The organism is Seonamhaeicola sediminis (assembly GCF_004358095.2).
GTDB classification, from domain to species: Bacteria; Bacteroidota; Bacteroidia; order Flavobacteriales; family Flavobacteriaceae; genus Seonamhaeicola; species Seonamhaeicola sediminis.
This window is the reverse complement of sequence record NZ_SMZJ02000007.1, coordinates 85,301-109,294: the sequence shown is the minus strand read 5'-3', so window position 1 is coordinate 109,294 and position 23,994 is coordinate 85,301. Positions and strand designations below refer to the sequence as shown.

18 protein-coding genes are annotated in these 23,994 nt (G+C 32.4%); 8 read left to right on the top strand and 10 right to left on the bottom strand.

What is annotated here, in order from left to right; translation table 11 throughout:
- The first annotated feature begins 61 nt into the window (after nucleotides 1-61).
- From E1J38_RS12200 to E1J38_RS12170, 7 genes are all read left to right on the top strand, one after another.
- Nucleotides 62-2,209: an OstA-like protein gene (locus E1J38_RS12200; protein WP_133357133.1), complete on the top strand. Its 2,148-nt coding sequence runs from the start codon at nucleotides 62-64 to the stop codon at nucleotides 2,207-2,209.
- 3 nt (nucleotides 2,210-2,212) lie between these two features.
- On the top strand, nucleotides 2,213-3,397 hold the full coding sequence (locus tag E1J38_RS12195) for an aspartate aminotransferase family protein (protein WP_133357132.1): 1,185 nt from the start codon (nucleotides 2,213-2,215) through the stop codon (nucleotides 3,395-3,397).
- 154 nt (nucleotides 3,398-3,551) lie between these two features.
- Entirely contained in the window at nucleotides 3,552-4,940 is a 1,389-nt protein-coding gene (locus E1J38_RS12190; RefSeq protein ID WP_133357131.1) for a tetratricopeptide repeat protein, read from the top strand.
- Nucleotides 4,941-5,079: 139 nt separating this feature from the next.
- On the top strand, nucleotides 5,080-6,003 hold the full coding sequence (locus E1J38_RS12185) for a polyprenyl-phosphate transporter (protein WP_133357130.1): 924 nt from the start codon (nucleotides 5,080-5,082) through the stop codon (nucleotides 6,001-6,003).
- Nucleotides 6,003-7,019, top strand: coding sequence for a DUF368 domain-containing protein (locus E1J38_RS12180; RefSeq protein WP_133357129.1), 1,017 nt, complete (start codon nucleotides 6,003-6,005; stop codon nucleotides 7,017-7,019). Before E1J38_RS12185 ends, E1J38_RS12180 begins: the two co-directional genes overlap by 1 nt.
- On the top strand, nucleotides 7,016-7,756 hold the full coding sequence (locus E1J38_RS12175; RefSeq protein ID WP_133357128.1) for a shikimate dehydrogenase family protein: 741 nt from the start codon (nucleotides 7,016-7,018) through the stop codon (nucleotides 7,754-7,756). Before E1J38_RS12180 ends, E1J38_RS12175 begins: the two co-directional genes overlap by 4 nt.
- 105 nt (nucleotides 7,757-7,861) lie before the next feature.
- Nucleotides 7,862-9,871 carry a DUF349 domain-containing protein gene (locus E1J38_RS12170; RefSeq protein ID WP_133357127.1) on the top strand — a complete coding sequence of 670 codons (2,010 nt, stop codon included), beginning with the start codon at nucleotides 7,862-7,864 and terminating at the stop codon, nucleotides 9,869-9,871.
- Nucleotides 9,872-9,951: 80 nt separating this feature from the next.
- Here E1J38_RS12170 and proB read toward each other — a convergent pair whose 3' ends face one another.
- The 5 genes from proB to mazG form a co-directional block, all read right to left on the bottom strand.
- On the bottom strand, nucleotides 9,952-10,722 hold the full coding sequence (gene proB / locus E1J38_RS12165; protein ID WP_133357126.1) for a glutamate 5-kinase: 771 nt from the start codon (nucleotides 10,720-10,722) through the stop codon (nucleotides 9,952-9,954).
- Between the two features lies 1 nt (nucleotide 10,723).
- The gene (gene proC / locus E1J38_RS12160; RefSeq protein WP_133357125.1) at nucleotides 10,724-11,530 is read right to left on the bottom strand and encodes a pyrroline-5-carboxylate reductase; all 807 of its coding nucleotides are present in this window, start codon (nucleotides 11,528-11,530) and stop codon (nucleotides 10,724-10,726) included.
- Nucleotides 11,531-11,555: 25 nt separating this feature from the next.
- The gene (locus tag E1J38_RS12155; protein WP_133357124.1) at nucleotides 11,556-11,747 is read right to left on the bottom strand and encodes a hypothetical protein; all 192 of its coding nucleotides are present in this window, start codon (nucleotides 11,745-11,747) and stop codon (nucleotides 11,556-11,558) included.
- A gap of 7 nt (nucleotides 11,748-11,754) precedes the next feature.
- Nucleotides 11,755-12,201 carry a GNAT family N-acetyltransferase gene (locus tag E1J38_RS12150; RefSeq protein WP_133357123.1) on the bottom strand — a complete coding sequence of 149 codons (447 nt, stop codon included), beginning with the start codon at nucleotides 12,199-12,201 and terminating at the stop codon, nucleotides 11,755-11,757.
- Between the two features lie 322 nt (nucleotides 12,202-12,523).
- The gene (mazG, locus tag E1J38_RS12145; RefSeq protein WP_133357122.1) at nucleotides 12,524-13,297 is read right to left on the bottom strand and encodes a nucleoside triphosphate pyrophosphohydrolase; all 774 of its coding nucleotides are present in this window, start codon (nucleotides 13,295-13,297) and stop codon (nucleotides 12,524-12,526) included.
- 190 nt (nucleotides 13,298-13,487) lie between these two features.
- Here mazG and E1J38_RS12140 point away from each other — a divergent pair, with 190 nt between their 5' ends.
- Complete coding sequence (locus E1J38_RS12140; RefSeq protein ID WP_133357121.1) at nucleotides 13,488-14,192, top strand: fatty acid desaturase; 705 nt, start codon at nucleotides 13,488-13,490, stop codon at nucleotides 14,190-14,192.
- A gap of 230 nt (nucleotides 14,193-14,422) precedes the next feature.
- Here the strand turns inward: E1J38_RS12140 and E1J38_RS12135 are convergent, their stop codons facing one another.
- From E1J38_RS12135 to E1J38_RS12115, 5 genes are all read right to left on the bottom strand, one after another.
- Nucleotides 14,423-16,690 (bottom strand): aconitate hydratase, encoded by a 2,268-nt coding sequence (locus E1J38_RS12135; RefSeq protein ID WP_133357120.1) that lies wholly within the window; start codon nucleotides 16,688-16,690, stop codon nucleotides 14,423-14,425.
- A 953-nt stretch (nucleotides 16,691-17,643) separates the two neighbouring features.
- The gene (locus E1J38_RS12130) at nucleotides 17,644-20,424 is read right to left on the bottom strand and encodes a bifunctional aconitate hydratase 2/2-methylisocitrate dehydratase (protein ID WP_133357119.1); all 2,781 of its coding nucleotides are present in this window, start codon (nucleotides 20,422-20,424) and stop codon (nucleotides 17,644-17,646) included.
- 212 nt (nucleotides 20,425-20,636) lie between these two features.
- A complete protein-coding gene (locus tag E1J38_RS12125) occupies nucleotides 20,637-21,770 on the bottom strand; it encodes an acyltransferase family protein (protein WP_133357118.1) in 1,134 nt (377 codons plus the stop codon).
- 2 nt (nucleotides 21,771-21,772) lie between these two features.
- Nucleotides 21,773-22,897: an acyltransferase family protein gene (locus tag E1J38_RS12120; RefSeq protein ID WP_133357117.1), complete on the bottom strand. Its 1,125-nt coding sequence runs from the start codon at nucleotides 22,895-22,897 to the stop codon at nucleotides 21,773-21,775.
- The gene (locus E1J38_RS12115) at nucleotides 22,897-23,976 is read right to left on the bottom strand and encodes a MauE/DoxX family redox-associated membrane protein (RefSeq protein ID WP_133357116.1); all 1,080 of its coding nucleotides are present in this window, start codon (nucleotides 23,974-23,976) and stop codon (nucleotides 22,897-22,899) included. The genes E1J38_RS12120 and E1J38_RS12115 overlap by 1 nt, the downstream gene beginning before the upstream one ends.
- Nucleotides 23,977-23,994: the final 18 nt, after the last annotated feature.

The following is a 23,994-nucleotide window of genomic DNA, read 5'->3' as shown; positions in this document are numbered from 1 at the left end:
TTTGGAGCGTTTTTCGTTTCTAAAATCATATATCATTATTTTTGCCTCAAATATTTTCACTTTGAATAAACATCTTCTCATATTTTTTTTAATATCTATTGGGTTTGTTAACATTTTAAACGCACAGGAAAAAAAGAAAATAGAAATAAAATATGCAGGCAGATTAAATGTAGATGAAACCAACTATCCAGGTGCTAGAATTTTAACAAGAGATGATTCCCAACAGGTGCATATAGCCCATAAAGATATGAATATGTGGTGCGACAAAGCCATTCATTACGGCAAAGAAAACTACATTGAGGCTTATGGAAATGTGAGGATGAAACAGGCAGACACCGTTAACATGACTTCTAAATATGTTGAATATAGTGGCACCACACAATTAGCTCTAGCAAGAGGCGATGTTATTTTAAAAGACCCTAAAACAACCGTTTCATCTGACACCCTTTATTTTGATAGATTAAAACAGGAGGCTTTTTATAGCAGTGGTGGAAAGGTTGTAAAAGACTCAACAACAACTATTACAAGTAAAATAGGAAGACATTACATGCAAGAAAACAAATTTAAATTTGTTGAAAATGTTGTGTTGGTTAATGACAGTACGACCATTAAATCTAATTTTTTTGATTTTTACTCAGATACTGGTGAAGCTTATTTGTTTGGCCCTTCAACCATAACCACACCAGAAAGCATTACCTATTGCGAAAAAGGGTTTTATGATTCTGAAAATGAGATAGGTTATGCGCTTAAAAATGCCCGAATTGATTACGATAATAGAATTATTGAAGGGGATAGTCTTTACTTTGACACCACCAAGGATTTTGCTTCTGCTTCTAACAACATTAAAGTTACAGATACCATAAACCATAGTATTATTAAGGGACATTATGCCGAGGTTTTTAAAGGCGAGGAAAAAGATTCTGTTTTTATTACCAAACGTGCCTTGGCTATTACTGTCCAAGAAAAGGACTCTATCTATATGCACGCCGATAAAATTATGGTAACTGGTAAACCCGAAAACAGAATAATTAGAGCCTATTACAATGCTAGAATTTACAAATCTGATTTAAGCGGAAAAGCAGATTCTATCCACTCCAATCAAAAAACAGGTTTAACTCAGCTTATTAATATTAACCAATTAAACTCTGGTGATAGATTTTCTGTTAAGCGAAAACCAATACTATGGAATTTAGAAAATCAAATGACTGGAGATACTATACATTTAATTTCGAATCCAGAATCAGAAAAAATTGACTCACTTTTAGTTTTTGAAAATGCCTTCATTATTAGCCAAGATACAGTTAGTAAAACAGGATATAACCAAATTTATGGCATGCACCTAAAAGGCTTATTCAATGAAGAAAACAAACTTCGTCAAGTTGATATTACTAAAAATGCAGAATCTATTTTTTATGCGAGAAATGATCAACAAGAGCTTATAGGCATTGATAAAGCCAAATCAGGTAGTATTTCTATTCTTTTTGATGAAGGCGCCATAGAAGAATACACCCGACTAAACCAAGTTGATGGCAGCTTACACCCTGAATCTGAATATGAAGAACGGGATAAACTTTTAAGAGGTTTTGATTGGAGAGGAGAAGAACGTATTAATAGCGTTGAAGATTTGTTTAAAGATGACCCTCCTTTGGAATTACCAATAATCAAAGGGCTCGAAGATTATGTTCCAACCGATGATTTTTTTGGTGAGGATTTGTTAGAAAGAATTGAGACATCAGAACAAATGTCTCTTATTCTAAATAAAACAATAATAACTACGAATAAAAATAATTCCAAAAACCTATTACTCTACAGTAATGATCTTAAAAACGAAAAGTGGTTTAAACATCAATTAAATTTAGATTCAAACGCAATAAAATCGCCAAACGGAAAAAACGATGCTACTAAAATAGTAGGAACAGGAGAAAAAGATGGGCATATATTTCAAAGTTTCAAATCTAACAAAAAAACCTATATGTTTTCCGTTTGGCTAAAAGGAAAAGGGAATATTAGAATTAGATTTCAGGAGCATGGAAATAAATACGGGGTTCTTAATAATTTAGACATTGTTTTAACCAATACTTGGAAAGAATATTTCATTGAAAGTGGTTTTGACGATTTTAAAATTCCTATTAGGTGCCTCATAAGTAACATACAAACAGAAGATGTTTTTTTTATTTGGGGAGCAAGACTCATTGAAATTATAGAATAACACATGACTTCAGAATTCCTAAAATACCAAGCCCAAACTACACCGCACCCACTAGCACTGGAAATATCACATGCTAATGGTTCATTCATTTATGATACAAATAACAAGGCTTATTTAGATTTTGTTGCTGGAGTTTCTGCTTCCCCGCTGGGGCATAATCATCCTAGAGTAATTAGGGCCATTAAGCAACAGCTAGATAAATATATGCATGTAATGGTTTATGGGGAGTATATTCAAAAACCAGCAGTAGAGCTTACAAAACTATTGGCTAAAAATCTTCCTAAACCTCTTGAAAAAACCTACCTCACCAATTCTGGTACCGAAGCCATAGAAGGCGCTTTAAAACTAGCAAAACGAGCAACCGGAAGAAGTGAAATAATAGCAGCAAATAAAGCGTACCACGGAAACACAATGGGTTCTATGAGTGTTATGGGTTTTGAAGAACGCAAACAAGCTTTCAGACCATTACTCCCTGATGTTAGATTTATAAATTTTAATTCTATAAAAGATTTAGAAAAAATTACAACCCAAACAGCCTGTGTCATTTTAGAAACCATTCAAGGAGGTGCTGGTTTTATTGAACCTGCAAACAACTATTTAGCTAAAGTTAGAAAAAAATGTAATGATGTTGGGGCTTTATTAATCCTAGATGAAATTCAACCAGGTATTGGTAGAACAGGTAAACTTTTTGGTTTTGAAAATTACAACTGCATTCCAGATATATTAGTAACTGGAAAAGCCTTAGGTGGTGGTATGCCAATTGGTGCTTTTACAGCCTCAACTAATCTTATGGATTTACTAATGGATAATCCAAAACTAGGACACATTACTACATTTGGTGGTCATCCTGTTATAGCGGCTTCGGCATTGGCTACATTAAAAGAAATTACTGAAAGTGAGTTAATCCCACAAACTCTCGAAAAAGAAAAACTCTTTAGAAAACTACTTGTACACTCACTAATAAAAGACGTTAGAGGAAAAGGGTTGATGTTGGCCATTATTTTGGATTCTGCTAAAATAACCAATCAATTAATTTTAAAATCCCAGAACAAAGGTTTAATTCTTTTTTGGCTTCTTTTTGAGGAAAAAGCCGTTAGAATTACACCTCCCTTGACAATATCAGAAGAGGATATTATTAAAGGATGCTCGATAATAATTGATGTTCTAAATGAAATTCAACAAGCATAGAAACACCTTAACCTACTGATAATCAATAATATTTTTTTCACAATCCTCACACAAACAGTCTGTTCATTATTTTGTTAAAAACATTTGCTGTAATTCCTTTAATAACTAAAATAGAAACTTAACTTTATTGGTGTAGAACACTTACAAATTGCTTATGGAGTTTAGTCATAACGACAACAACAACAATTTGCCCCTTACCAAGTTTGAATCGATGTTAAAAACAAATCACGTTTTATTCTTCGATTCTGAAGAGTTTGAAAACATAATTCACTATTATTTAAATCAAGGAAAAATTGCTTTAGCTAAAAAAGCTATAAAACTAGGGTTAGATCAACATCCAACATCTATCAATTTACGCCTTTTTAGAGTAGAGGTTTTTGTTTTTGAAGACAAACTTATAGAGGCTGATAATCTATTAAATGAACTTTATAGCTTAGATCCAACGAATGAGGAAATCTACATTCAAAAAGCTAATATTTTATCAAAAAAGGACGCACATCAAAAGGCTATTGATGTGCTAAAAAGAGCCTTGGAATTAACTGATGATATTATTGACATATACTCACTAATAGGAATGGAGTATCTTTTTCTGGACGAATATGAAGAAGCCAAAACTTTTTTTATGAAATGCTTAGAAGAAGATTTACAAGATTATTCTGCGCTTTATAACGTTATTTATTGTTTTGAATTTTTAAATCAGAATGAAGATGCCATCTCATATTTAAATGTCTTTCTAGATAAAAATCCTTACTGTGAAGTTGCATGGCACCAATTAGGAAAACAATATATGTTTTTAAAAAATTACCAAAAAGCTTTAGCAGCATTTGATTTTGCAATTATATCTGATGATACTTTTGTTGGCGCATACTTGGAAAGAGGCAAAGTACTAGAAAAATTAAAAAGATATGAAGATGCCATTGAGAATTATACCATTACTTTAAAGCTTGATGAACCAACATCTTTTGCTCTTTTAAGAATTGGCTCATGTTATGAAAAATTAGGTAATAATGATTTGGCTGTTCAATATTACTATAAAACCGTACATGAAGATCCGCTTTTAGACAAAGGCTGGATTGCCATTACCAAGTTTTATAATAAAAAGAAAAACTACCAAAAAGCCTTGTACTATATCAACAAGGCTATTAATATTGATTCTGAAAATGTAATCTATTGGAAATTATTTTCACAGATTAACCAAAGACTTAATTTCTATGAAGAAGCAGAAAGAGGCTTCAAGAAAACCTTAGAACTCGGTAATTATGAGTTAAATACATGGCTCTCCAGAGGTGATTTATTAATTAAACTTGGTGAACCCGAAGCCGCTATTTTCAATTTCCAGCAGGCTTGTGAGTTTTACCCAGAAAATGCTGAACTAGAATATAGACTAGCTGGATTGTATTTTCTCTTAAATCAAAATCAAAAAGGCGAGTTTCATTTAAAAAATGGTCTTAAATTTAATGAGGATTATGCCTTTATTATTGAAGAACTTTTTCCAAAAGTTGCCAATAAAATCCTTGTTAAAAACATACTGAATCAAAGTTAAAGTACTTGATTTAAAAGCACTTTAGTCATTCATATTTCTTATGAATAGTTAAGTATATTTTGATATCTGCCAAAGATTAATTAAATCTTAATTATCATCTAAATTGTATACCTTTGGTTTTCGTTTAAAATTCAAAGTAATGCAAAGACGCTTTATTGATTATGCCGTCATCTCTCTTAAAGGATTGGCAATGGGTGCAGCCGATGTAGTTCCAGGTGTATCAGGTGGCACTATAGCTTTTATTTCAGGTATTTATGAAGAATTAATTACCGCACTTAATAATATAAACCTTTCATTATTTAGAACATTAAAAAAAGAAGGTTTTAAAACAGCGTGGAGTCAACTTAATGGCAACTTTTTACTTGCTTTGTTTACAGGAATTGGCATTAGTGTTTTATCATTGGCAAAAGGATTAGAATGGGTTTTACACCATCATCCTATTTTAATTTGGTCTTTCTTTTTTGGATTAGTTTTGGCTAGTGTTCTCTTCATAGGTAAACAAATTAAAAAATGGAATTTTGGGATAATTGCTAGTTTAATAACAGGAGCTTTTGTAGCTTATTACATTACTACAATACCATCATTAGCATCATCAAATTCTGGTAGTCTATTTTTATTTTTTGCTGGTGCCTTAGCTGTTTGTGCCATGATTCTTCCTGGTATTTCTGGAGCTTTTATTTTAGTGCTCCTTGGAGCCTATCAACCCGTTTTAGAAGCTGTGAACAACAAAGACATTAAATCTATTTTTTTTATTGGTTTGGGTGCTGTAATTGGTTTATTATCATTTTCGAAACTCCTAAAATGGTTATTTAAAAATTATCACAATCTTACTCTAGCTATTTTAACTGGTTTTATTTTAGGCTCATTGAACAAAATTTGGCCTTGGAAAAAAGTATTGTCATTCAGAACTAATTCTAAAGGAGAGCAAATCCCTTTTTTAGAAGAAAGTATTTCTCCTTTTTCATTTGAAGGAGACAACCAAATTGTATTTGCCTTAGGTTTGATAATTATTGGTTTCATGACTATTTTTATACTTGAAAAATTAGGCTCTAAAAAACAATAATGCAAAGCACTAGAACGCTTACTGATAAAATTTTTCTATTCCTCAAGGGGTTAGGTATGGGGGCTGCAAATAAAGTGCCTGGTGTTTCAGGTGGTGTGGTCGCATTTGTTGCGGGGTTTTACGAAGAGTTCATCTATTCGCTTCAAAAGTTTAATGGCAAAGCCTTTAAACTTTTAATTAACGGGCGGTTTAAAAGCTTCTACAGATACACCAACGGGAGATTTATTAGTCTGTTATTTTTGGGAATGATAGTTAGTTACTTTAGTGTTTCTAAATTACTAGACTATCTCATTGTTCATTATGAATTATACGTTTGGAGTGTTTTCTTTGGAATGATAGTAGGCTCCATTTATTACATAAGTAAAGATTTTGAAGGCTGGTGCACAAAAACATTTGTATCACTATTAATAGGCATCATAATAGGTATTGGTATTAGTTTTTTAGATCCCGCTAAAGAAAATGATAATTTATTTTTTGTTTTTTTCTGTGGTATGATTAGTGTCTCAGGAATGACACTCCCCGGGTTCTCTGGTTCATTTATTATGATTCTATTGGGTAATTATGTATTGCTTTTAGTTGATTCTGTAAATGCACTTTATGATACTGTTTTTGATATTGTTTCAGGAGATTTTGCATTTATTAATAATACCTACAGAATTAGAATGCTTAAGGTTTTAGGAGTTTTCACCTTCGGTTCTGTGGTAGGTTTAGTAACATTTTCACATATTCTAAATTATGTTTTAAAGCGTTTTAGAAACATAACACTTTCACTATTAATGGGCTTTATTATTGGTTCTCTAGGAGTTGTATGGCCTTGGAAACAAACTATTTTTAAAACGGATGTAGATGGCTCCTACCAACTAGATTCCCGTGGCGAAAAAATCATTGAAAATTATGAACGATTTCTACCTGAATTAGATTCAGAAACCTATATCGCTATCGGTTTTATAGTTGTTGGAATTTTAATAGTTTTGGGCCTTGAATGGTACGGACAAAAAACAAGAAAAGTTAAATGAACAAACTAGGTCTATTAGGAAGAAATATTTCATATTCATTTTCAAGAGCTTACTTTAAATCCAAATTTGATAAAGAACATATCACAAATACTACTTACGAAAATTTTGATATTGAATCTATTAATTTATTTCCTTCTATTTTAAAGAATACTAGGGGACTCAAAGGTTTAAATGTTACTATTCCTTATAAACAAGAAGTAATGCCTTTTCTTGATAAGATTAATAAAAAAGCTGCTGAAATTGGTGCTGTGAACACCATTAAAATAACTAAGAAAGGGAAATTAATTGGATATAATACAGATTGCTATGGCTTTAAAAAATCTATTGAACCATTTTTAAAAAAATATCATAAAAAAGCGTTGATTCTAGGCACTGGTGGTGCTAGTAAAGCTATTGCTTATACCCTAAGAGAACTAGGTATTAACTATCAGTATGTTTCCAGAAAAAAGTCTGAAGGCATTGATTTTACATATGAAACAATTTCAGAGAATGATATCAAAGAAGCCTTGATTATCATTAACTGTACACCTTTAGGAACGTTTCCTAATATTGATAATTGCCCTCAAATTCCTTATGACAGCATTTCAGACAAGCACATTTTATTCGACCTCATCTATAATCCAGAAGAAACTAAATTCTTAAAACAGGGCAAAGAAAAAGGAGCTACACTTATAAATGGATTGAAAATGCTAGAGCTTCAAGCAGAAAAGGCATGGTCTATATGGGATTTACAATAGCTAAGCCAAATAAAACGTTAAATCCACTCCCTATTCTTTGTAAATCACTTTAGTTGTTAGTATCTTTAATCTTTAAACTAATTTTGAACTTTAACATTTTTAAAAATGTCTGACAATAATAAACTTCATGATAAGGAGGGAGTTGAAGAAAATAATTTAAATACAAACACCCCAGAAGCCAGTAATCTAGCAAACAACAATTCATCAGAAAATGAAGTCTCTCAACAAGCTGAAGACGCCACGAGTGTGGAGGCTAAAAAAACTGAGGTTAACAATAAACTACAAGATGAAAAGGCACCAACTGCGCAATCAGAAAATGATGAGGTTTTAAATGAAATAGAAGAATCTAATGCTGAAGACGCCGAAGACGAAGGCAACAAAGAAAGACATAAAATTGAAGTTAAGGACTATGACTCCATGTCGTTAGAGGCATTGGCCATAGAGTTGGAAAAACTCATAAAAAATGAAAAAGTACAAGCCATTAGGTCTCATGTTGATAAGATTAATAATACTTTCAAAGAAAATTTTCAAGCTTTAATAGAGGAGAAAAAAGAAGAATTTATAAACGATGGAGGTCATGAAATAGATTTTTATTACTCCTCTCCTGTTCAGAAAAGATACAAGACCGCCTATAGAGAGTACAGAAAAAAACTCAATGAGCATTACCAAAACATTGAAAGAAATCTTAAAGACAATTTAAGCCAAAAACTCGAAATAATTGAAGAGTTAAAAGGTTTGATTAGTGTTGAGGAAAACATAAACACTACTTATAAACACTTCAAAGAGCTTCAAGAACGCTGGAAGAGCATAGGGCCAATCCCTAGAGATAAATACAATAATGCTTGGAATAGCTACCACCACCATGTAGAAATGTTCTATGATTTTCTTCATTTAAATAGAGACTTACGCGACTTAGATTTTAAACACAATCTTGAAAAAAAGTTAAAAATTATTGAGCGTGCTGAAGAATTAGCCAAAGATGATAATGTTTTAAGAGCCTTTAGAGAACTTCAAGAACTCCATAAAATGTGGAAAGAAGAGCTTGGACCAGTTGGAAAGGAATACCGAGAAGCCATTTGGGAACAATTTAAGGCGGCTACCAAAGTAATTAATGATAAACGTCAAGAATATTTTAAAGAGTTAGATAAGTCTTATGAAAAAAACCTAGAGAAAAAACTTGATATCATAGCCAATATTGAAGCAATAACCACTAGAGATGATGCCAACACACATAATACATGGCAAAAGAAAATTAAAGAAATTGAAAATTTAAGAAATGATTTCTTTAATGCTGGAAAAGTGCCTATTAAGGTTAACGAAAGCACATGGGCAAAGTTCAAGGGAGCTGTTAGAACTTTTAACAGAAAAAAGAACGCGTTCTACAAAGATTTAAAGAAAGAGCAATATACTAATCTTCAGCGGAAATTGGATTTAATTAAAATTGCAGAGGACAATAAAGACAGTGAAGATTATGATACTGTAACACCTCTCATGAAAAAGATTCAAAGTGATTGGAAAAAAATTGGCCATGTTCCTAGGAAAGATAGCGATAGAATATGGAAACAATTTAAAACAGCATGTAATCATTATTTTGATAAACTACATGCTACCAAAAATGCAGTAAGTAAAGAGACTTTGGAGGCTTATAACAAGAAGAACGAACTCTTAAATAGCTTAAAATCATTGGAGCTAAAAGGCACCAAGGAAGAAATTATTCAAAAAGTAAAAGATCAAATTACCCAATGGAAATCTTTTGGTAAAGTTCCTAACGACAAGCGATATATTGAAGGTAAATTTGAAAAAGCTGTTGATGACTTGCTATCCGCTGTAAACCTTGATAAAAATGAGGTTGAAATGATTAAGTTTGAAAACAAACTTGATACATTAAACAACCCAGAGGACACCAGAAATCTGGACAACGAGCGTAATTTTATTCGTAAAAAAATTGATGAAGTTAAAAGTAAAATCAATCAGTTGGAAAACAACCTACAGTTCTTTACCAATGTTGATGACGATAACCCATTAGTAAAAGAAGTACGAAATAATATAAAATCGCACAAAGAATCTTTAAAACTTTGGAAAACAAAACTTAAAAAAATCAAAGAACTTTACTAAAAGCCATTTTTTTAATCTAAACAAATAAGGGGTTTAACACTAGTGTTAAACCCCTTATTTTTAGCGACATATAATAGTATTTACAAAGAAACTTTTGTTCCTACAGATTTCCCTTCAATAATATCAATTAATGTATTTCTTTTTTTACCATTTACAATAAATGTAGGTATATTTTTAGCTGCAGCCTTTTGGGCGTAGTCTAATTTAGAGCCCATACCTCCCCTTCCTTCACCTTCATTCTTACCACCATCTTTAATATACTTTAATAAATCATCATCTGGATTTACATTTTCAATCAAACTACTGTCATCTTCATTTGGGTGTCCTGTATAAAGACCATCAATATCAGTTAAAATAATTAATTTGTCTACTTCTAGAAGTTGCGCTATTAAACTGGCTAATTCATCATTATCAGAAAACATAGACATAGTAACTGACACCGCATCATCTTCATTAGCTATAGGAATGACTCCTTCAGATAAGAGCCCCTCACAACAGTTAATCATATTTTGCCTATGTACTCCTGGGCTAAAATCCCTCTTTGTGGGTAATACTTGGGCACACTTCATACCATAATCATGGAAAATATTGTAATAAAGTCGCATCATTCTAGGCTGACCAATGGCGGAATACACTTGACGCTTTTGTGTTTTATTCTTTATTTTTGATTTTCCTAAAACTTCTTTTCCTGCTATTACTGACCCAGACGACACTAAAATAGTCATGATGTCTCTTTCATAAAGTTCTGCAATTTGTTCTACCAAATGATTTAAAACTGGTCTTACAATTCTATTGTCTTTGTTGGTCATTACATTAGTACCAACTTTAACAACAATTCTTTCTTTTCCCATTTTAATATTCTTTACCTAGCTCTACCGCACGGTTAAATGCAGAAAAAGCAGCTTCTTTTATTAATAAATTAACATTATTATCTTCCATAGAATCTAAAGCAGCCCTAGTTGTTCCCCCTTTAGAAGCTACACGTTCCATCCAAGAATTTGGAGATAAATTAGATTGATTGAACAACTCTACCGCTCCTGTAAACGTTTGACTGACCAAAGTCACAGAATCATTTTTTGAAAAACCCATTTGCAGTGCTGCTTCCATCATACTTTGCATAAAGTAAAACACATAAGCTGGTCCGCTTCCTGAAATTCCTGTTGAGGCATCTATTAACTCCTCATTGGATACTTCTATAGACTTTCCTGTAGTATCTAACAGTCCTTCTATAGTTAGTTTTTCAATTCTTGACACTTCCGAAGATACCACGTAAGAAGTTAACCCTTTGCCTATTTTGGCAGGTAAATTAGGCATTGCCCTAATAATTTTTTTTAGCCCGGTAAGCGTTTCTATCTTAGAAATAGTTACGCCAGCCATTATAGAAATAATAATCTGCTGGGGTTTTACTAACGGATTAATAGCCTTAAATACATTTTCGGCATGGTAAGGTTTAACAGCCACAAATATGATATCTGCTTTAGGCACACAATCTTCAAGCTTATTAAAAGCATCAAAATGCGATACTGCGTTGAGTTCCTTTAACTTTTCTTCGCTCGTATCTAACACCATGATATTGCGTTTCTTTAAAAGCTTAGATTTTGACATTCCCTCTGCGTAGGTCAAGCCCATATTACCGGCTCCAATAACTAATATTCTCATTTAAATTATGTTTGTTTTATATAGTTTAGATAAATAAAATACAATCACTACAATCTTTTACCTCACCATAATAGGTTTTACGGTATTTATATAACGTTTTAATAGGAAGTCCCAAAATGTGTTTTTTAATGTATGTTACATGTGTTATTAACTCTCCCATTTTTATACTGTAGCGTTTTTCTACCACAGTTCTTCTCTTTATTTTAATAATTTTCATTGTTTTATTATTTTGTTTTTCGCTCTAGGCGCATTTCAATATTTCTAGATTCAAAGCCAAATTTTTCAAACATTTTAATTATCACGTCATCTTTTTGAACATATATAGAGATATCTCCTTTACAATACATCACAATATGTTGTAGTAATTTGTTTGCAATACCCGTTCTTCTATGCTCTTCTTTTACAGCTAAATAAACTAATATGTTTTCTGCCAAATACTCATTCATCCCCGTTTTATTTACTACTGCAGCCGCCAATAATTCATTCTTATGCTCCACCGTAAAAACAAAACCACCCAAACCAGGAAGTTCTTTTGTAGCATACATTATTGATTTTTGTATAGCTGGTTTTGTTTCTCTTAAACTAGTGTAATTTCCAAATATAAATCTTGTTACTCTATTAATTTGTATAATTGACATCCTAGAAAAGGCATCAAAGGTCTTTATGGTCATTAAATAATGGGTGTTATAAATTACCTGCCCAATTTTTTAAATGGACAATTAAAGTGTTGTATGGTAAGTAATTTAACTAATGCGGCTAGTTATCATTTTTAATTACAAACCACATCATTTCCTATAAACTTACTGTAGGGTAAATTAAATTGAAGGAGGAATAAACTTATCTGACTGATTTCTAAAAACTAGAAAATTAAAGTTGAAGATTCTGTTATTTCTTATTTCATGTATTCCGCTATTCATGCTGCAAATTTACAAAAACAAGTCTCTATTAACAAATTACCCTCACTAAGATAACTATAAGCTAAATGATTATTGATTAAAGTCTTTTTGCTTCTTCCCAAAACACATCCATTTCTGCAAGCGTCATATCTTTAAGGCTTTTGTTCTGGGACTTTGCTTTTTCCTCTAAATATTGAAAACGCTTAGAAAACTTTTTATTGGTTCGCTCTAATGCATTCTCTGGGTTGATATCTAAAAAACGGGCATAATTTACCAAAGAGAACATAACATCTCCAAATTCGCTTTCCATGGTATCTTTGTTACCAGTTTTAACTTCATATTGAAATTCTGCTAATTCTTCTTGTAGTTTTTCCCAGACCTGTTCAGGTTTTTCCCAATCAAAACCAACGCCAGCAACTTTTTCTTGAATTCTATTGGCTTTTACCAAAGCAGGTAAACTTTTAGGAACCCCTTCTAAAACACTTTTTTTACCTTCTTTTAATTTTAGGTTCTCCCAATTGCGCTTCACATCATGTTCATTATCAACTTTCACATCACTGTAAATATGGGGGTGTCTGTTAATAAGCTTTTCGCAAATTTCATTACAGACGTCTGCAATATCAAAATCATGGGTTTCACTACCTATTTTAGAATAAAATACTATATGGAGTAACACATCTCCCAACTCCTTTTTAACCTCTTCTAAATCATTATCAAGAATAGCATCGCCTAATTCATAAGTTTCCTCAATGGTTAAATGGCGTAAGGTTTCCATGGTTTGCTTTTTATCCCAAGGGCACTGCTCTCGTAACTCATCCATAATAGTTAATAATCTATCAAATGCTTTGAGCTGATTTTGTCTGGAGTTCATTTTTGAAGTTTTTGTAAAAGTAATGCTTTTGTGATTTTGAAGGTAGAGTTACTAATTTAAATATTAGAAAGTGCCCTTTTAAAAATTCAGCAAAGTAATCATTAATAAAACCTTTTGTAGAGCAATAATATTATTTTATCGACTTTATTATTTTTGTTTAATATTTTTTTTATAAATTTAAACAAAAAATTTGTCCTTTAATAAAAGTAAAATATTATCTAAAGCCATTGACCCAGTAGGTATCATTATAGGCTCTGTGGTTATTTTAACTTGGCTGTTCTGTTTATTTTACTTATTGAATTGGCAGATAGATTACAGTAACATAATAACTTACCTTTTTATTTTTGTACAAACACATTTATACACAGGTTTATTTATAACGGCACATGATGCCATGCATGGCACTGTTTCTAAGCAAAAGAATATTAATTCCTTTTTTGGCCGATTAACCGCTTTTTTATTTGCATTCAATTTTTATGATTATTTACTGCGTAAACACCATATGCACCATAATCATGTTGCTTCTCATGATGATCCTGATTATCACGAATCTGGTAAATTCTGGTTGTGGTACTGGAACTTTATTAAAAGTTATATTACTATAAAACAACTAATTTTAATAACTGTAAGTCTTCAACTATTAAAGCTAGTCTTTCCGTTAGAAAATCTTCTATTATTTTGGGTTTTACCTAGTATTCTATCTACGTTCCAGTTATTTTATTTTGGCACCTATATTCCTCATAGAAACGATGCTCATAATAATAATCAGCATAAATCTGGAACACTACAAAAGAATCATTTGTGGGCTTTCTTAAGTTGTTATTTTTTTGGTTATCATTATGAACATCACGATGCCCCAGGAATTCCATGGTGGCGCTTATGGCAAACTAAATAACTATGAATAATACTCTAAATTATTTTCACATCATGTTTTTTCTAGTTCTGAAAGAAATTTTTTTAGCAAACTTGCTTAGTTAGTTGATAATCCCTCATTATAAAGAGCGGAGTAAATTAACAATCGATTAAAAGAAATAAATTTTACATAAAAAAATCCAACGCATAAGAACGTTGGATTTTTATTTTTTAACAACTGTATGAGATTTTTTAAAATCCGTTTAGGCTAAATCAAGCATTTTGCTTTTTTATCAAGTTTAAAGCAGAACCTTCTTTATACCAAGCAATTTGAGCATTATTATATGAATGATTTAGCTTGATGTTATCTGAACTGCCATCTGCATGCACTACTTCAACAGTTAACTGCTTATCTGGAGCAAATTCATTTAAATCCAAAAAGTTGAAGGTATCGTCCTCTTGAATCAAATCATAATCAGATTCATTTGCAAAAGTTAAACCTAACATCCCTTGTTTTTTAAGATTTGTTTCATGAATACGTGCAAAAGATTTTACAATAACCGCTGCAACACCTAAATGACGTGGTTGCATTGCTGCATGCTCTCTAGAAGACCCTTCGCCATAGTTATGGTCTCCTACTACCACTGTTTTAATTCCTGCTGCTTTGTAAGCACGCTGTACGTCAGGTACACCACCATACTCACCTGTTAATTGGTTTTTAACAAAATTAGTTTGCTTATTAAAAGCATTTACCGCTCCTATTAGAGTATTGTTAGCAATATTATCTAGATGCCCTCTAAAACGTAACCATGGTCCTGCCATTGAAATATGATCTGTGGTACATTTACCAAACGCTTTAATTAATAGTTTAGCTCCTGTAATTGAGTCTCCAAGAGGCTCAAACGGTGTTAGTAATTGTAAACGTTCAGAATCGTCGTTCACTACAACATTTACATGGCTTCCGTCTTTTTCTGGCTCTAAATAACCATTATCCTTTACATCAAAACCATTTGGTGGCAATTCCCATCCCGTTGGTTCATCTAACATGACTTCTTCTCCATTTTCATTAATTAACTTATCTTTTAATGGATTAAAATCTAAACGACCTGCAATGGCAATAGCTGCCGTAATTTCAGGCGATGCTACAAAGGCATGCGTGTTTGGGTTACCATCGGCACGTTTTGCAAAGTTTCTGTTAAACGAATGTACAATACTGTTTTTTGGTGCATTTTTAGGATCTGAATAACGTGCCCACTGACCAATACATGGTCCACAAGCATTGGTAAATATTTTAGCATCTAATTTTTCAAAAACTTCTAATATGCCATCGCGTTCCGCTGTGTAGCGAACTTGCTCAGAACCTGGATTGATTCCAAACTCGGCTTTTGTTTTTAAACCTTTATCTAAAGCTTGTTGTGCAATGGAAGACGCACGAGATAAATCTTCATAAGATGAATTAGTACAAGATCCTATCAAACCCCACTCTACTTTAATTGGCCAATCATTAGCCGTTGCTTTTTCAGTCATATCAGAACCCACCTCTGTTGATAAATCTGGTGTAAATGGTCCATTTAATAGCGGCATTAACTCTGTAAGGTTTATCTCTATTACCTGATCAAAATATTGCTCTGGATTTTCATATACCTCTGGATCTGCGGTTAAATAAGAAGCCACTGCATTTGCAGCTTCCGCAACATCTGCTCTATCTGTAGCTTTTAAATAACGTTCCATAGACTCATCATATCCAAATGTAGAGGTTGTAGCACCAATCTCTGCACCCATATTACAAATGGTTCCCTTTCCTGTACAGGACATTGCTATTGCTCCAGGTCCAAAATATTCTACAATGGCTCCTGTTCCTCCTTTTACGGTTAAAATTTCAGCAACTTTTAAAATAACATCTTTTGGTGCAGTCCACCCCGACAGCTTTCCAGTTAATTTTACTCCAATAAGTTTAGGAAACTTCAATTCCCATGCCATACCAGCCATAACATCAACCGCATCAGCACCTCCAACGCCTACCGCTACCATTCCTAAACCACCGGCATTTACTGTGTGCGAATCGGTTCCAATCATCATGCCTCCTGGAAACGCATAGTTTTCTAAAACCACTTGATGAATAATTCCAGCTCCGGGTTTCCAAAAACCAATACCGTATTTATTTGATACCGATTCTAAGAAATTAAAAACTTCACTACTCACATTATTAGCATGCTTTAAATCTGCTGCGGCACCTTCTTTAGCTTGAATTAAGTGATCACAATGCACCGTTGTGGGTACCGCTACCTTACTTTTCCCAGCTTGCATAAATTGCAATAAAGCCATTTGTGCAGTAGCATCTTGACATGCTATTCTATCGGGAGCAAAGTCAACATAATCCTTTCCTCTAACAAAAGCCTTTGTTGGCATACCATCCCAAAGGTGGTTATATAAAATCTTTTCTGAAAGCGTTAAAGGTTTTCCAACAATGTCTCGGGCAGCGTCTACACGTTCTTTCATTTGTGCATAAACTCCTTTTATCATATCAATATCAAATGCCATAAGCTATATCTATTTTTTAAATTAATGTTTGATTTTTTAGAATTACTAATATACAAAATTAGAACACGGTTTAAAACCTTTAAAAATAGACTTCTCTTATCCCAGATTTGTTAAAATCTATTTAAACAGGTTATTTAAAAAGTTAGAATATGCAGACTACTACTTTATTCTTTAAACATGACAACAAACCACTTGATTTTGTAAGAATTTTTAACTACCTTCGTTTAACGTCGAATATAAGTCATTAAAACGACACATATTCTTAAGATGATAGCACATTCGCCAAAGGCGAACTTTAATCTGCGCTGCTTCGCAGACAATGCATCTTAAAGCATGTGCTATCATCTGCAGGGTTAAACCAAATTACTACTAAAACCTATCCTAAAAATATCGCCTTCTGCGGGCTTCGAGCCAAAACGTGCGACATCGTCGGTTANATCCTGCTTCTCGAATTCCCAAGCCAATAAATTCTACAATTTACGCTTCGCTTTCGCGAAGCTAATTGACAATCAATAATTAGAGAGTATATGGAAGTCCTTTTCTCTAATTATTGCTCAAGAATTTATTATCTTTTCATTCTCTAAGCAGAACTACGTTTAACCCTGCAGTTAAACGAACCGCTCCAAAAACCCCAAAATTTAGAATTTAAAACTTCGATAGCAAGTACGCGTGTTAGGGATTGAACGGTTTGTTTGAAATCCTTTTTAAAACTGTAAAGGAGAATTGTTACTAGGATAGAAATAAAATTTTATAGATTGCCACAGTCGTACCTGCTTCGCAATGAGGTTTTTAAAAAGATTGAGTAGTGAAAGCCCGACCCAACCTAAGGAGGGAACGCCCAACTTCTCGATACATCCCGAAACAAGTTCGGGACACTCGAAGTGACCGTTATGAGAAGAAAAAAGTCCGAGTTTAAAACTCGGACTTTAATATTTATTAGAAAACTAACTTTTTTATAAAGCAACCAATTCTTTTTTAGATGGTTTAAACTTTGTTAAAACAATACCATCTACTGCTGCTTCATATTCTTTCATAGTAGGCGTTCTGCCTAAAATAGTTGACAACACCACTACTGGTGTAGACGATAATAAAGACTCTCCTTTTTTCTCACCAGAATCTTTTACAACACGCCCTTGGAATAAACGCGTAGAAGTGGCCATAACCGTATCACCTGGTTCTGCCTTTTCTTGATTCCCCATACAAAGGTTGCATCCAGGACGCTCTAAATACAACATATTCTCATACTTAGTACGTGCCAGTCCTTTTGGTGCACTATCGTCAAATTCAAATCCTGAATATTTTTGCAACACTTCCCAATCTCCTTCAGCTTTTAATTCATCAACAATATTGTATGTTGGAGGTGCAACTACCAATGGCGCTTTAAACTCTACTTTTCCGTGTTGTGCTTCAATATTCTTTAACATTTGAGCTAATATTTTCATATCACCCTTATGAACCATACAAGAACCAACAAACCCTAAATCTACTTTTTTAGTACCGCCGTAATAAGATAATGAACGGATAGTATCATGTGTATAGCGTTTGGATACATCCTCATTATTAACATCTGGATCTGCTATCATTGGTTCTGCAATTTCATCCAAATCTATGATAACCTCAGCATAATATTTAGCATTAGCATCTGGTTTTAATGCTGGTTTAATACCGGTCTTAACTTCTTGTATTCTATTATTTGCCTTATCAACCAAACCTTTAAGAACTTGCTTATCGTTATCCATACCCTTTTCAATCATGATTTGAATACGGTCTCTGGCAATCTCTAAAGATTCAATTAAAGTTTCATCTTCTGAAATACAAATAGAAGCTTTAGCTTTCATTTCTGCGGTCCAATCTGTGAATGTAAAAGCTTGGTCTGATGTTAAAGTACCTATATGTACTTCAATTACACGACCTTGGAACACGTTTTCACCACCAAATTGTTTTAACATTTGCTGTTGCGTTGCATGAACCACATCTCGGAAATCCATGTAACTTCTCATGTCTCCTTTAAAAGTTACTTTAACCGATTCTGGAATTGGCATGGTAGCTTCACCGGTAGCCAAAGCTAAGGCAACGGTTCCTGAATCTGCTCCAAAAGCCACGCCTTTAGACATTCGTGTATGTGAATCTCCACCAATAATAATATCCCAGTCATCAACAGTAATGTCATTTAATACTTTATGGATTACATCTGTCATAGCGTGATACTTACCTTTAGGATCACGACCAGTTATTAAACCAAAGTCATTCATAAATTTCATCAACTTAGGAATGTTTGCTTTAGATTTATCATCCCAAACCGATGCCGTATGACATCCTGATTGGTAACCTGCATCAACAATTGGAGAGATTACGGTAGCTGCCATCATCTCTAACTCCTGCGAAGTCATTAATCCAGTAGTATCTTGAGACCCTACAATATTAACTTCAACACGAACATTAGAACCCGTATGTAATGTTTTCCCTGGTGTAGTACCTACGGCATTTTTATTAAAAATCTTTTCAACTGCAGTTAATCCTTGCCCTTCTATTGATATTTCTTTAGAAGGCGCATACACCTGAGGCACATCGATGTCTAAAACCTTACAAGCAAAGGTTTGCAGTTTTTTACCAAAAACAACAGCATAAGAACCTCCTGCTTTAATGAACTCCATTTTTTGTGGAGTCAATGCTGTAGAAATATCCTTTAATTCTTTATTTCCGTTATAAAGTTTCTTTTCTTTTGTATTGATGGTAAGAACAGTTCCTGTTTCAACAGAATATACTTGTTCTAAAACTGGCTCACCATCAGCATCATAAATGGTTTTGCCATCAGCATCTTTTTTTGTTACCCAGTTTTTAAGGTCAATACCTATGCCTCCAGTTACTCCAACCGTAGTTAAGAAAATGGGAGCAATGCCATTTGTACCTGCTATTACAGGAGCAATGTTGATAAATGGTACATAAGGACTTGAAGAAATACCAGTCCATAAAGCCACGTTGTTTACTCCCGACATTCTTGAGGACCCCACCCCCATAGTTCCTTTTTCTGCCACTAGCATCACTCGTTTGTCAGGGTGCTGTTCTTTAAGCTCCAAAAGTTCATTTTGCATATCTTTATTATGCTCAAAAATACACTGCCCATGCAGTTCTCTGTCAGATCTTGAGTGAGCATCGGCTCCAGGTGATAACAAATCTGTTGAAATATCTCCAACACCAGCAATGAAAGTCACTACTTTAATTTCTTCTTCAACTTCAGGAAGTTTTGTAAAAAATTCTGCTTGAGCGTAACTTTCAATAATATCTTTAGCGATAGTGTTTCCCGCTTTGTAAGCTTCTTCTAAGCGATCTGTATCTGCTTCGTATAAGAACACTTGTGTTTTTAATACTTTAGCAGCTTCTTCAGCAATAAGAGTATCATGCCCTAAAGCAAGATCTAATAACACCTCTATTGAAGGTCCTCCTTTCATGTGAGATAATTGCTCAAATGCAAAAGTTGGTTTGATTTCTTCTACAATTGATTCACCAAGGATAATTTCTTTTAAAAATTTTGCTTTTACGCCTGCTGCACTGGTTGTACCAGGTAAGGTGTTGTAAATAAAAAAGTTTAGAGAATCTTTTCTGTGTGGATTATCTGAATCTTTAATCTGAGTGATAATCTCGCTTACTAATTCAGCCGCATCAATTGGCTTAGGATGTAACCCCTGAGCTTTTCTTTCCTCAATCTCCTTGATGTAATCGTTATATGTTTGCATAAATGAAGTATTTCAATGATTAAATTGGCTCTTAAAAAATAAAAAACGTTTTTTCAAAAAGCGACGCAAAATACGAAATTAATGTAAAGATTTAAAACTAATAATGACATAAGAATACGTAGTTCTACGTAATTATTATTGTGTCATTATTAAATGAAATGATTGTTTATTTTTCAACTTTTGTATGCTGAAAATGATGATTTATTAACTTATTAATTAAAATATCTTTTAATGAGTTTAGAATCTCTTAAATCAGTTGTAGGTTTTTCAAAATAGATATATACCAACTTAGATAATATATAAGTTCCCAGAACATATAAAATAGCACAAATAATACGCTCTAAAAAGCTAAAAGTATTGAAATCAAAACAGAGTCTAATTACATAAAGTATAAACGTGTAGTGCAATAAGTATACAGCATAAGAATATAAACTTATACTCTCAATAAGCTTTGCAACCCTTTTGTGTGGTTTTTTTAAGAAATAAAAGTATGGAAAGATCAAACATATTCCTATGGAGTTTAGAGGCAAGTAGAGAACATTCCAATAAAACGGAAACTTTTGTATGGTTACTCCCAAAAGCGGCATTAAAATTATAAACAAAAACCAAAAGCTAATTCCAACAACAAAGAGACTATCTTTAATCTGTTTAAATTTAGTTTGGTTTCGATTAAATACATATGCTAAAATAAATCCGTAAAAAATAGCATCAAGCCTATATACTACAATAGCTTTTAACCTCGAGTTCCACACTTCCCATGATTGAGGTTCATTTAATGTTGAGAAATAATACCCCATTTTAGTAATAAAAAACACAAGTACCAAAAAGATGGAAACATATAAAAAAACTACATCTTTCTTTTTAAACGGTCTACTAAAGATATAAATACAAATTGGAGCTAATATATAGGCATATTCTTCAACAGACAAACTCCATGATTCTGGAAAAAAAGGAATATGATACTCTATAAAATTTTGCCAAAAGAAAAAATACTTCCAAATGTCTTGAGGTAAATTGAAACCAATAATTAATGCCACTGTAATATTAACGATAAGCATTAAAAAATATAATGGTAATGTTCTAAACCAACGCCTTAACCAAAAATGAAGCATTACTTTTTTTGTGAAATTCCCATTTTTCAATAACCTTAAAAGTATTTCTCCAATTAAAAACCCACTTAAGACAAAAAATATTTCTACTCCTTGAACCCCCACAATCTGCATTCCTTGAGTCATTATATTGTTATATCCTTGAAAAATATATAGTGTGTGAGAAAAGATTACCATAGCAATAGCTATGGCTCGTACTAAGTCTAATCCATATATCCTAGTTTTCTCTGACTTCAAGCTTATCTTTGAAATTTTCTATCTCTGTATTGTAATATAGGCTTCTCAAAATAAACATATACCATATTAGAGACAACTAAAGTTATTACTATAAATATTATTACAAAAATCCATTTTTCAAGTATTGATGGAACATAAGCATGCATTAGTTTTTCAACACTTAACAATACTATTGAGTAATTAATCAGATATATTGCATATGATCTAGTACTGATAAATAAGACAATTTTATTTATATGTTTTTTCACATTTTTTAAATTCAAAAAAAATGGAAATAACATTGCTAAACTTATAATAATTACTTGTAAATAAATAAAAGTGTAAAAAAATAAATTGGTTTGGGGCTGAATGTTCAAATAAAAAATAGTTAGGTGTATTAAAACAAATAAACTAAAGCCCAAAAGAAGTAATAGGTTTTTGTATTTCTTTATAAATATAGGAAAAGCTCTTATGAGATAAACCAAAACAAATCCAAAATATATACTATCCATCCTATAAATAACTACTTTTCGAAAAGTCGCACTCCACTCTTGATAATTAACCTCATTGACCGTTTTAAAGTATTTCCATTTAAAAAAAGTTAATGAAACTATTATCAAAACAGAAGCCCAAATAAATAAGCCTTTACTGTTTTCTTTCTTAAAAAGTATAACACTCAAAAAAATGACAAAAGGCAGTAGTAAATATGCAAATTCTTCAATGGATAAACTCCAGGCTTCTGTAAAAAAATCTGGGTGTGGTGATAAAATATTCTGTAAAAATCCAAAATATAAGAATACGTTGTCTGGTAAACCAATTCCTTGAATAAGTAGTAAAAGAATATTGACAATTAATATTAAAAAATAATTGGGTAAAGTTCTAAACCAACGTCTTTTCCAAAACTTAAATAGTTCATTAAAATTTGCCCTTTTTTCAGTTACCAGTTTTAATAAAATTCCACCTATCAAATAACCACTAAGCACAAAAAACAAGTCCACGCCTACAGCTCCCATTGTTCTAAAAAAAGTCACACCTAATGAACTATCTTTTGGAAACAGAAGATAAGTACAGTGCGAGATAAGCACTAAACCAATAGCAATCGCTCTAAGTAAGTCGAGTCCAAAATTTCGTTTTAATTCTGAAGCCATCAATAGTAAACTAATTGGGTTTTGGGTTCATCAAAGTAAGAATCTATATAAGTCTGAATCTTTTTATAAACTCGATTCTCAGGATAAACCATAACTTCTATAGTACTACCTGCCCAATAATTGAAATCAATGTAACTCTGTCCTTCATGCACTAATACAAATTGTCTAATGCTATTTGGTAGCTTATCTAGATTAGTATCTTTATCAAAGTATACCATGGCATATTTAGGCTTACCAGAAAAATAACTAAATGATGGTAAATGATCATATAAGCCTACAAAATTTAAAACAGGTAACACAAAGACTAAAACAGAAAAAAATAGAATTTTCGGGGTCTTGATATTTTTACTAAAAAAATAATCTTCTTTATTATGGAACAAAAAAAACAGTGTAAACACATTAAAGAAAGTAAGGGGGAAAATCAAAAATCCCACACCATCCATTACCAATGTTGTTAAAATTATTAAATGCATTAGTGCTATTAGCCAAATGCCTATTCTTCTGGTTTCTTTAAAAAATAAAGCTACTCCAAAAGAAGCCTCTAAAAAAGGAATGGTATAAGTAAAACATACCTTCATCCAGCTAGGCACATATGGGATTCGATTTTCAAGCCCTAGCAACCATTTTTCAAAAAAAACATCATTAAATTTGTGTACTCCACTCCAAAAATAAGTCCCTATCAAGATTATAAGCACGCATTGCTTTGCTATCTGGCTATTGGACCTAAATTGAGTTAAAGCAAACACCATAAAAACTATTTCAAAATAAAATGGCTGTATTCTATTTTGATCTAAAATAATCCAAAATAAATAAATGCCTCCCACTAAAATACCTGCAAACCATTTAGGTTTAAAAACAAAAATTAAAAAACAAACAACGAATACAAAAGCAATTAAAAGATCTAAATACAAATTTAACCTCCAAAACCCACTAAAGACAGAAATCAAAGGAAAATCACGATTAGAAAACCATATTGATGGGGCCAAACCCATTGGTATTACAAAAGCCAAAAAAGCAGCAAATCGAATCCAAAAAAGTTCATCATGGTTGCTAATTAATTCTCGAAACTTATAATTCATTTGCATTAGTAATTTCTG